Annotated in this window: 8 protein-coding genes and 1 tRNA gene; 1 reads left to right on the top strand and 8 read right to left on the bottom strand. The window is 68.2% G+C overall.

Features of this window, described 5'->3' with window-relative positions:
- The 5 genes from RIB45_RS01270 to RIB45_RS01250 form a co-directional block, all read right to left on the bottom strand.
- Positions 1–685: hypothetical protein (locus RIB45_RS01270; protein WP_350047947.1), on the bottom strand; the 685-nt coding region annotated here is incomplete at its 3' end.
- On the bottom strand, positions 682–3,405 hold the full coding sequence (locus tag RIB45_RS01265) for an ATP-binding protein (protein ID WP_350047945.1): 2,724 nt from the start codon (positions 3,403–3,405) through the stop codon (positions 682–684). The genes RIB45_RS01270 and RIB45_RS01265, both read right to left, overlap by 4 nt.
- A gap of 32 nt (positions 3,406–3,437) precedes the next feature.
- A complete protein-coding gene (locus RIB45_RS01260) occupies positions 3,438–5,633 on the bottom strand; it encodes a hypothetical protein (RefSeq protein WP_350047943.1) in 2,196 nt (731 codons plus the stop codon).
- A 440-nt stretch (positions 5,634–6,073) separates the two neighbouring features.
- Positions 6,074–6,162 (bottom strand) — tRNA-Ser (locus tag RIB45_RS01255).
- Between the two features lie 94 nt (positions 6,163–6,256).
- On the bottom strand, positions 6,257–7,015 hold the full coding sequence (locus RIB45_RS01250) for a sulfite exporter TauE/SafE family protein (protein WP_350047941.1): 759 nt from the start codon (positions 7,013–7,015) through the stop codon (positions 6,257–6,259).
- 99 nt (positions 7,016–7,114) lie between these two features.
- Here RIB45_RS01250 and RIB45_RS01245 point away from each other — a divergent pair, with 99 nt between their 5' ends.
- The gene (locus tag RIB45_RS01245) at positions 7,115–7,969 is read left to right on the top strand and encodes a LysR family transcriptional regulator (RefSeq protein WP_350047939.1); all 855 of its coding nucleotides are present in this window, start codon (positions 7,115–7,117) and stop codon (positions 7,967–7,969) included.
- Positions 7,970–7,982: 13 nt separating this feature from the next.
- Here RIB45_RS01245 and RIB45_RS01240 read toward each other — a convergent pair whose 3' ends face one another.
- From RIB45_RS01240 to RIB45_RS01230, 3 genes are all read right to left on the bottom strand, one after another.
- Positions 7,983–8,603 (bottom strand): glutathione S-transferase N-terminal domain-containing protein, encoded by a 621-nt coding sequence (locus RIB45_RS01240; RefSeq protein WP_350047937.1) that lies wholly within the window; start codon positions 8,601–8,603, stop codon positions 7,983–7,985.
- Positions 8,604–8,612: 9 nt separating this feature from the next.
- Positions 8,613–8,786 carry a PLDc N-terminal domain-containing protein gene (locus RIB45_RS01235; protein ID WP_350047935.1) on the bottom strand — a complete coding sequence of 58 codons (174 nt, stop codon included), beginning with the start codon at positions 8,784–8,786 and terminating at the stop codon, positions 8,613–8,615.
- Between the two features lie 82 nt (positions 8,787–8,868).
- Positions 8,869–9,768 (bottom strand): rhomboid family intramembrane serine protease, encoded by a 900-nt coding sequence (locus RIB45_RS01230; protein ID WP_350047933.1) that lies wholly within the window; start codon positions 9,766–9,768, stop codon positions 8,869–8,871.
- Positions 9,769–9,835: the final 67 nt, after the last annotated feature.

Raw genomic sequence — 9,835 nt, 5'->3', positions numbered from 1 at the left:
GCGCGGCCTGCTCGGCCTGCGCCGCCTCCTGGGCGGCGGCCTCCTCCTGCGCCGCCTGCTCGGCCTGCGCCGCCTCCTGGGCGGCGGCCTCCTCCTGCGCCGCCTGCTCGGCCTGCGCCGCCTCCTGGGCGGCGGCTTCCTCCTGCGCGGCCTGCTCGGCCTGCGCCGCCTCCTGGGCGGCGGCCTCCTCCTGCGCCGCCTGCTCGGCCTGCGCCGCCTCCCGGGCGGCGGCCTCCTCCTGCGCGGCCTGCTCGGCCTGCGCCGCCTCCTGGGCGGCGGCCTCCTCCTGCGCCGCCTGCTCGGCCTGCGCCGCCTCCTGGGCGGCGGCCTCCTCCTGCGCCGCCTGCTCGGCCTGCGCCGCCTCCTGGGCGGCGGCCTCCTCCTGCGCCGCCTGCTCTTCGACGTCGCTTTCCCCGACCCATTCGCCGGCCCCATCGTCAGCGGTGTCGCCATCCTCCCAATCGCCGCCGCCCTCGTCCGAGTCGTCGCCGTCCGCGGCCTCCCAAACGCCGGCGGAGTCCTCGTCCGAGCCGCTTTCGAGCGACTCCCAATCGCCGCCCTCATCTGCGGAGCCGTCCTCAGCCTCCCACACGCCTTCGTCTTCGCCTTCGCCGTAGTCGCCGCTCTCCTCGACCTGCTCGACAGCTTCGGCCGGCATTTCTCCGCCTTGATCGTCGCCGGTCACGGCCCGTCTCCCCCGTCCGATGCGAAAAGTTCGTCATAGAGCCACGGCGTCGGCGGCCTCCGGTCGGGCAACGGCAGCGTCAGCATCAGCGGCAGATCCACCCCTTCCTCGAAAACCACCATGTCCACGCCTTCGCCCGGCTTGGCTCTCAACGCCGTGACGAAGCGATTCTGCGCCTCGGTGAAGTTCATCGCCTCGCCCAGGTAGTCGCGATCGTCTTTCGAGGTGACGCGCAGCATGATCTTGAGGTTGGTGTTCTTGACGGCCTCCGGGACGATCTTCGTCGGGATCTGCTCGACGATGACGATCCCCTGGCCGAGTGCGCGGATTTCGGCCAACATGTCGACGAACAGACCGACGGCCTTCGCCTTCGAACTTTCGCCCGCCAGTTCGCCCCGACCGCCCCCGCCGGTGTTCGCCAGAAGACGGTGCGCCTCTTCGATCACCAGCACATGCTGCAGCGGATCGGCGCGTTCGAATGCCCCGATCTCGCGAATTCGTCGGCGACGCATCAGGTCCGCGGCCTGGCGCTCCGCGAACAGGCGGGTCATCAGGAACGCCATCACCAGCGATTTCTGCTCGCCGTCCGGAATGGCGTCGAGCTCGATGATCGTGTTGGTTTCCAGCAGTCTCGGGAAAAGATCCGCGGTTTCTGCCGTTGGATTCTCCATATAGAGTTGGTCGGCCAGTTTGGACGCCTCGCCGACCAGGCTCCGACGCAGGTTGTTGAAGCGCCGGTCGAACATGTCCTTGAAGTTCTGCCGAATGTCGTTGCGCGAGGCGCCGCCTTTACTTCCGTCCGCCGGAAAGGCGGCGGGAATGAAGTATTTGAGAAAGTGATCGAAGAAGGTGGAAAGGCTGGGCGTGAGGCGGGTCTCGCCGGTTTTTTTATTCGTGATCTTCCGAATCGTCTTCGGCCCGCCGAGCGAGAATTTATTTAAGCCGCAGCCGAACTTCTTCGCCGGATTGGTGTAATAGCTAAGCAGGCCGCTCTCCAGCAGCAGCGCCTGCACCGGATCGAGCGGGAAGGCGGCCTCGAAACAGGACTTCAGGTAGGAGATGTGACGCATCACCGTCACGCCGGTCGGGATGCGCATCGGATCGAAGGCGAGAAAGTCCGGCGAGCGCCCGCCCCGTCCGTCGCCTTCGAAGTTGCGGCGAACCAGGGGCCGTCCGCCCAGGCGCTCGGCGTGCGGCGACAACTCGTCGTAATACTCGGTCTTGACCGGCTCGATCACCATGAAGGGCTTGTCGAACCGCGTCAGTTCGCGCACCAGGAACAGGGTGCTCATCGTCTTGCCGGACCCGGTGGAGCCGACGATGAAGGCGTGTTTGTTGAGGTTCTCGATCGGCATCGTGTGCCAATGGGCCCCGCGATAGCGGCGCGCCATCGACCCGCTCAGGTCGTCCAGCGTCAACGGGGCCGCCGTGCTCGCGCCGCCCCCTTGCGCGATGCCGATCCGCATCCGTCCCGTCTCGGGCGGGGGCGCTAGAGCGCCGCTCCGCGGATCGACCACCGGCGACGGCGCGGCGACCGTCCCGATGAAGGGGGGCGGCGGCTTGGTGTCGACGCCGGGAAGACCGTCCGCATCCGCGAACGGCAAGGCGGCCAGTTGCGCCACCTCCTCGTCGGTGTAGAGGTAGGGCATCGCCAGGAGGACATGCAGCGGTTCGACGTCCTCCGGCGGCTCGATCCTCAGCCGCCGCAGCCGCTCGCGTTCTTCCTGGGCCGCTTCGCGCCAATCCTCAGGGACCCAATCGGCGCACGGCGCCTCGACCCAGAGATCGGGAATCGCAGCGATCGGCGCGGGCCGCGTCGGCGGCAACGGCTCGAACACGTGCGCGCCGCCATATTGCGCGGCCAGATGATGGGCCAAAACCGCCGACCGCGCGGGATCGTCGGCGGCGCAGCGCACGGTTGCGCGGCAAAGCTGCGCGTCGGGCAGAAGATAGCGATCGAAAGCGCCGCCCGTGGGATCGGCCGCGTCGGCGGCGTGCAGCAGGCCGTCAGCCGTCCGCGCCGCCGTCGAAAACCGCCGCCAGAACCCGCCATACGCCCGCTGCGTGACGAGGTGCGACGGATCGGCGGGCGCGATGGTCACGCTGAGACAGGCCGGGGCCGCGCGCAACAGTTCGCCGTAAAGGCGCCGAACGCTGCGCGTGTGGGAGACGACGGCGGAAACGGCGGGGAGGCATAGCGGCTGAACGGCCGGGCCCCCAGGCTCGTCCCCGATTTCAGGAAGTCGGCGCCGGCCGATCAACTCTTCGCCGCCGGAGCCCGGGGCCTCGTCGTCCGCCGCGCCGGCGACCCATTCGACCTGGTCGCCCGGCAACTCCACGAACTGCAGGCGTCGTACAAGCCGCGAGATGAAAACCTCGTCGCCGCGCCAGCACGCGTTCAACTGCGCTTCGTCAAGCGGGCGCCATGCATAATCGCTCGGCAGCAAGGCGCCGATCAGGCTCAACAGCGACCCGCCATCCGCATCCGTGCTCCACAGCACAAGATCAATGGTCAGCAGCCCTATATCCGGGTCGGCGCTGATTCTGACCTCAATCAGGCAATCGCGACGCGCCGGATCGGCCAGGCCCTGGATCGCCGCCGACAGCGCCGCGAAAAGCGCATGCCGGTTGTCGAAGAGATAGGGATCCTCGTCTCCGCCCTCGAAGCGCGGCGCCTGGGCCGCCCGAAAGCCGCCGATGAAACGTGGTCGCTCGCTCATGCCGCCCCTTTACGCCTGCGCATCGCACCGGCCTATAGACGGCCGCGACGGGAGCGCGGTTTGTCCGGGTCGGGGGACTCGTCCGTCCCATCGCCCGCGCGTTCGGTTTTGGCGTCCTGAGATCCGTCGCGATCGGCGCCGCCCTTCCGTGCGGGGGCCGGCGCCGCCTCCTCGGCGCGCCCGTCAGGCTCAGCCGGCGCGTCGAGCTCGGACGGCGGGGCGTGATCCAGCCGCTCGGGCTCGGATCGCTTGCGCTCCGCCTGCAAGCGGTCTTGCTGCTGCCGCTCGCGCGCCATCCGCCTGGCTTCAAAGCTTGAGAAAAGTTGGTTATCCATCAGCCGTTGGTAGACGGTCTCGCTGATGGCGTTGTTATGGGTGTAGAGTTGATCCAGCTGCGCGTGCAGTTGGCGGTTCAGGTCGTCGAGTTCCGCCTGCAGTTGCTGCATCTCGGGAGATAGACTGACCCGGATGCTCGTCAGTTCAATCGGGATGGTGTCCAGCAGGAAGTCGACGCTCGCGTGGTCGAACCATTCGTCCCGGTCCCGTTTGATCTCTTGCAGGGCGATCGGCGCTCGTTCGCTCGGCCAGTCCAGCGCTTGGCGAATAACGAGCTCGATCCGGCTGCGGCCGTCATGCGCCAAGCGGAGCGAGGCGACCGAACGATTGATCTCCGAGGGGTCGAACAGGAAGACAAGCGAGCGCAACATCTCCTGGAACCCGGAGACGACCTCGTCGATATATTGTTCGATATCCCGTTCGCCGAAGTTCTCTTCGCGGCGCTTGGTGTCGAGCGCGTCTCGCTCCACCGCGCGGACGGAGCGCAGAATCTGCGTGCTGGCGTCCCGGATGCTTTGGCGCATCTCGCCCAGGCTCATCGCGCCGAAGCTCTTCTCGCCGCGACCGAACGCGGTGCGCTGCTCCGCCAGCAGGATGTCGTCCACCGCCCGAACCATATGCTCGGAGATCGTCTTGACGAGCGGGTGACGGACGGCCTGATCGTCGGCCCCTTGGCGATGTTCGAGCAGCAGCGAGAGGTAGTCGTCGACCGCCGCCTCGTTGAGGAGCGCCGTGACCTTCTTATGATCGAGGCGCGGGCGAAGCTCCAGATCGCCTTCGATGACGTATTTTCCGTCCATCGTCGTCGTGCGGAAATCGACCTTCGAGTCCAGCAGATGGCTCAGACGGCTCAGATCCACCACGATGAACTTCCGTGCGACGATGGGCAGGTGGCTCGGATCGCCGTGGACATAGACCCGCCCGCGATTGCTCCAGGATCGGGACAGCACGACCACGATTTGCCCCGAAATATGGTTGAGATTGGCCCGGTAGGCTTTCGAGGGAAGGTTGCGCAGTTCAGGCGTCGTTTCGGCCACCACCCGGGGCGGCGTCGTCCGGGTCCGGACGTTCAAGCTGTCGGATTCTTCGAACGCGCTGAACGCCAGCGTCGCATAGGAAAGGCTGACGCCGCCCAGCAGCAGGACCTGCCAGAACCCGAAATCGTCGGCGAGCCCGGCCGAGCGCATCGCAGGCGGAATCCATCCGGCGCCCGGATCGTAGGCCGCGCAAAGAACGCCGGCCGCGCTTGCGAACAGAACCGCGAAGATGATCGAGCGGTCGTCCTTCGCCTTTCTGAGGACCGCGCCGACCACCCAAGAGAACGCCGCCAGGACGACCGCGACCGCGACGGTCGGCCATATCCCCGGCGCCTGCATTCCCAACTGGACGACCATCCAACGCGCCAGCGGCTCCTCCAATTCCAGAAAGGAGGACATCACGAAAAGCAGCACCGCCACATCGAAGACGGCGACGAAAAGCTGACCTTCAGGCTCCACGCCGCGGAGATCCCGCTGGTTCTGGGGTCGAAACAACAGAAAGAAGACGGATTCCCGCAAGGCGAACCCGAGATGCACCTTCCAAACCGAGTTGCGAATGAGATATTGCGCGACGGACAGCGCGGCGACCTGCAGGACCAGCACCAGGACGAACGCGGTTCCGGCGTCCTCGGCCCCACGGTCGAGCCCGAACAAACTCAGCGCCGCCGCCGCGACGATCATCGTGAAGCCGAGTTCGCCCAGCGCGTTCAGCAGCAGATCGACGAGCAACAGGAACATCAGGCCCCAGCCGAACCAGGTGCTCTTTCCGCCACCCAGCTTGGACAGCCGGGCCACGGTCAGTTCGTCGAAATCGATCTCGTCCTCATGCCGGTCCTCGCCCGCCCCGTCGGCCATCAACGCCCCCGCATCCGCCGTTAAGGTAACATTTTTCAATTATTATCACTTATAGTAGTTCGCTTTCAATGCATGGAGCCGCCGCAGCCAGCCGATTTCAGCGTAATTCTCGCGCTTTCCTATTCCCGCCCGCCGGCGGACCGTCCTGCGAGGGGCGGGGTCAAGGTCTGAGGAATGGATCGCCGCCGGTCGTCGCGGGCGACGCGATGCGAACAAAGACGCTCCTCGCGCGAGGGCGCGCGTCGCGGGACGGCCGCAGGCAAGCCCGCGCCGCGTCCCATACGCCCGTGAGAAACCCTGGGGCGGCGTCCGACTGCGGAGCGAGTCCGAGCGCGGTTCTCGGGACGCGGGAGGTCTGTGACGGAGACTAGACGGCGCAAAACGCGGCTTGGAAAAGCAAGCAAGGCCTTGACGCGCCGTCGGCCGCGAGGGCGGTGAAGTGGCGGAGGGAGGGGGACTCGAACCCCCGCAACCGTTTAACCGGTTGACGGATTAGCAATCCGCTGCATTACCGCTCTGCCATCCCTCCGCGGACGCCGGCGGGGCGGCGTCATGCCCCGGCGGCGCGGCCCGTGATGTAGCGGCGCTGCGGCGCGCTGTCAATGCGCCGGGAGGCCGGCCCTCTACAGCATTAAACCGCTGACGCCCGAGGCCGCGACGAGGGTCAGCGCGGCGCGCCGAAACACCGTCTCGGTGGCCAAACGAAAGCCCTTCGCCCCAAGCCACATGCCCAACGCGAACAGCGGCGCCAACGAGATCGCCGCGCCGACGACGGCCCCGGTGACGAGCCCGGCCGCGGTCAGCGAGATCAGCCCGCTGATCGTCCCCACGGCGAAATAGACGATCAGGTTGGCGCGTACGCTCGCGCCGTCCGCTTGGGAGCCGAGCCAGAACAGCACCACCGGCGGACCGCCGATCCCGGTCGAGCCGCCGAGCAGCCCGGCCGCCAGCCCCGTCCCGCCGGACAGCGCCGTTCCGGGCCGTCCCCGATAGCGCCAGCCCGAGGCCAAAAGGCCCGCCATGATCAGGACGGTGAGCGCGATGGCGGCGCGCAGATACTCGGGATCCGCCAGACGCAGGACGATCACGCCGAGCGGCATGCCGACCGCCGCCCCGCCCGCCAAGACCAGCACGCGGCGCCAGTCGCACCGCCGCGCGGCCCCGGGCAGCATGGTCCAGGCCAGCGGCCCGTCGATCAGCTGCATCGTCGCCACCGCGGCGGCGGGTCCGTAGATCACGCTCAACACCGGCATCATGACCAACGCCGACCCGAAACCGGTGAGCCCCTTGACGACGCCCGCGCACAGAACGATCGCCGCTGCAGCCGGCCAGAGCGGTTCGGCGAGCGCGGCCTGCAGGAGGGTGAAGACGGCGTCGATCATGGGGGCGGCTTTCGATTGCGGACGACAGCCCCTTCCTAGCCTTGCGTACTCGCCCGGAAAATCCGTGTATTTGCCGCTGAACGCTGCAAAAATGCAGTTATGAAGAATTGGGACGATCTGCGCGTCGCGCTCGCGGTTGCGCGCGCCGGCGCGCTGGCCGGGGCGGCGAGACGGCTTGGCGTCGATCAGACGACGGTCTCGCGGCGCCTAAAGGCGCTCGAGCGCGACCTCGGCGCCCAGCTTTTTCATAGGGGCGACGGACGGCTGACCCCGACCCGCGCGGGCGAGACGCTGCTGGTCCAGGCGGAGGCCGCCGAAAGCGCCGTCGCCGCCGCCGGCGAGGCGGTGGCCGGGCGAGACGCCCGCCCGGAAGGCGCCGTACGCGTCTCGAGCGTCGCCACCACCGTGAACCGGCTTCTGATCCCTCGGGCGGACCGGCTGACCACGCGATACCCCCTGCTTCGCCTGGAGTTATTGGCCGGCGAGGCCCGCGGCTCGCTTTCCCGGCGAGAGGCCGATGTGGCGCTGCGCTTCGATCGACCGGGCGACGGGGGCGCGGCCTTCTGCCGGAAGATCGCCCGTATCGGCTATTACGCCTATGCGCCCGTCGCAGCGGGCGATCCCCAGGCTATGCCGTGGATCGTCTATGAGGAGGCGAACGACCACCTGCCCCAGGCGCGCTGGCTCGCCCGGCGCGCGCAAGCGGAGGGCGTGGCCCCAGTTCTGGTGAACGATGCGGAAGGCGTACTGCAGGCGGTGGGCGCGGGCCTCGGCCGCTCGCTGCTGCCGCGCTTCGTCGGCGACGCCGACGCGAGGCTGCGGCGGCTGAGCGACGCCCCCGCCGTGACCCGCGACCTCTGGCGGCTCAGCCACCGCGACATCCACGGAACGAAGCGCGGCCAGGCCGTCGTCGCCTGGCTTGAGGAGGTGATCGGCGAGATCGCCGAAGGGTGACGCGCGGCGGCCGCTACGGGACCGCCATTCCCTTCTCAACCGCCGGGCGCGCGCCGAGTTCGTCGAACCAGCGCTTCGCGTTGGGATATTCGGCCCAGTCTATTCCCTGCCACTCCCACCGCGCGGCCCAGGGATAGGTCGCGACATCGGCGATGGAGTACGCCTCGCCGGCCAGATAGGGCGTCTCGGCGAGGCGTTCGTCGAGCACGCGATAAAGCCGCTTCGCCTCGTTGGTGTAGCGCTCGACTGCATAAGGGATCGTCTCGGGCGCGAAGCGGCGGAAATGGTGGGCCTGCCCCAGCATCGGGCCGAAGCCGCCCATTTGCCACATCAGCCATTGCAGGCACGTGTGGCGCGCGACCGCCCCGTCCGGGATCAGGCGTCCGGTCTTCTCGGCCAGATAGATCAGGATGGCGCCGGTCTCGAACAGGGCGAACGGCGCGCCCTCCGGTCCGTCGGGATCGACGATCGCCGGAATCTTGTTGTTCGGGCTGATCTTCAGGAAGGCGGGGGCGAATTGCTCGTCCTTCGTGATGTCGACCGGGCGGACGGCGTAGGGCAGCCCGACTTCCTCCAGCATGACGGAGACCTTGCGGCCGTTAGGGGTGCCCCACGTGTAGAGCTCGATGGTCACGCTCGCCCCCTAGCCCTTCGGTCCGAAGATCAGCCAGGCGATGAAGCCGACCAGCGGGAACACCAGCAAGGCGACGATCCACAGCACCTTGGCGCCGGTGGAGGCGGTGCTGGATAGCGTCTTGACCACGGCGTAAATGATGAGGATGAGCCCGATCAGGCCCAGAATGCCGACTTCCACCATTGGGGGGCTCCCGCTCGCAAAGGCGCGCGGAACCGGCCGCCCCGCGCTCGCCTTCCTTAGGTAAAGCCTCCTCCAGGCGGCATCAAGCGCGCGGCGGCCCGTCGCCGCCTTCCCAGGGTCCGCGGGCGGCGCGGTCCGACGACCGCGCGCCTTGGCCCCCGGAGGGCGGCACGCTGCCGGATCGCCGCTGCGCGGGCCGGTCCTCCGCGCCCTCGCCCGCCGGGCGGGTCTCCCGTTCGGGCCGAACCTCGGCCGCGCCCTCGCTGACGGGCGCGTCCGGGGTGGGCGTCGCGGCCACCGGCGCGCGCTGGAACAGCGGCACCTCCTTCGCCTTGAAGAAGGGCAGCAGCGCCGCGCCCGCCGCCAAGCCGCCGATATGGGCGAGCCAGGCGACCCCGTCGTCGGCGGCGTTGGCGAAACTGAAGATCTGCAGCCCGATCCAGAACCCGAGCACAAGCCACACCGGCAGCCGGATCGGCAGCCAGTTGAAGGCGAGGATCAGCACCCGACCGCGCGGGTAGAGCATCAGATAAGCCGCGATCACGCCGGAGACCGCGCCCGAGGCGCCGATCAGGGGCTGCTGCGACAGGCCGACGCCGATCATATGCGCGCCGAAGGCCAGCACCCCGCACAGCAGATAGAAGCCGAGGAAGCGCAGATGGCCCATGCTGTCCTCGACATTGTCGCCGAAAACCCAAAGGAACAGCATGTTGCCGAGAAGATGGAAGAAGCCGCCGTGCAGAAACTGATAGGTGAGCGGCGTCGCCCAGGACGGCGCCGCCGGGATCGACGCCGAAAGCGTGTCCTCCCCCACCAGCACGGAAGGCACCGCCCCGTAGCCGTATATGAAGGCGATGTCCTGCGGGTGGGGCAGCCCCAGCTGATACAGATAGACGATCACGCACGCGCAGACGAGCGAGGCCGTGGTGAGCTGAAACGGAATCCGCTTCAGCCGGTTTGAATCGCCGATCGGCAGGAACATCCAAGCCTCGTTTCGTCGCCGGCGTCGCGCGTCGGCCGCGCGAGCGACGCATCGACAGCCTAGCGCG

Source organism: Marivibrio sp. (assembly GCF_040218065.1).
In the GTDB taxonomy this organism is placed as follows: Bacteria; Pseudomonadota; Alphaproteobacteria; order UBA8366; family Aestuariispiraceae; genus Marivibrio.
The sequence above is the reverse complement of the archived record's forward strand: the minus strand, read 5'-3'. Positions and strand labels throughout refer to the sequence as shown.

Excerpts from the sequence above, each read along its gene's own strand:
- RIB45_RS01235 (WP_350047935.1), bottom strand. The coding sequence starts at position 8,786 with ATGGTGGAAGTCGGCATTCTGGGCCTGATCGGGCTCATCCTCATCATT.
- RIB45_RS01250 (WP_350047941.1), bottom strand. The coding sequence starts at position 7,015 with ATGATCGACGCCGTCTTCACCCTCCTGCAGGCCGCGCTCGCCGAACCG.
- RIB45_RS01260 (WP_350047943.1), bottom strand. The coding sequence starts at position 5,633 with ATGGCCGACGGGGCGGGCGAGGACCGGCATGAGGACGAGATCGATTTC.
- RIB45_RS01245 (WP_350047939.1), top strand. The coding sequence starts at position 7,115 with ATGAAGAATTGGGACGATCTGCGCGTCGCGCTCGCGGTTGCGCGCGCC.
- RIB45_RS01265 (WP_350047945.1), bottom strand. The coding sequence starts at position 3,405 with ATGAGCGAGCGACCACGTTTCATCGGCGGCTTTCGGGCGGCCCAGGCG.
- RIB45_RS01230 (WP_350047933.1), bottom strand. The coding sequence starts at position 9,768 with ATGTTCCTGCCGATCGGCGATTCAAACCGGCTGAAGCGGATTCCGTTT.